The organism is Candidatus Nanopusillus massiliensis (assembly GCF_920984865.1).
In genome coordinates this window covers 456,636-457,099 of record NZ_OV100765.1, presented here as the reverse complement: position 1 = coordinate 457,099, position 464 = coordinate 456,636, and positions in this window count along the sequence as shown.

The following is a 464-nucleotide window of genomic DNA, read 5'->3' as shown; positions in this document are numbered from 1 at the left end:
TATTTCATGGTTTGCAGGATATTATGGTAATTATTCTATTTGGTGGGTAAGATTGCCAAGTTCAATTCCNNCATATTCAAATATTACAATTTATATGTATATAGGACCTGCAGGAGAAAATTATTATGAAGAATATTCTCCTTATGTTGGTATGTCATNTTATGTATATGATAATTATAGTTGGGGACCTCTAAGTATTTATGATAATGGACAACTTGTCTTTGATTTTTATGGTTGGTTTTATGATACAAAAGATAACTGGATTTTAAATGTTGAAAATGGAAGTTATTTCCCAACTCCAACTATTNATGGAATTGAAATGTTAAATAATACATCATCACGAGGATCANATATAGAACCTCCAAACAATGGAAATATATCAAATATACCAATAATTATTGAAGAAGGATGGTATCCTATAATGGGGAAGCTGATGCAAATTTAATTTCAATGTATGGTGGAAA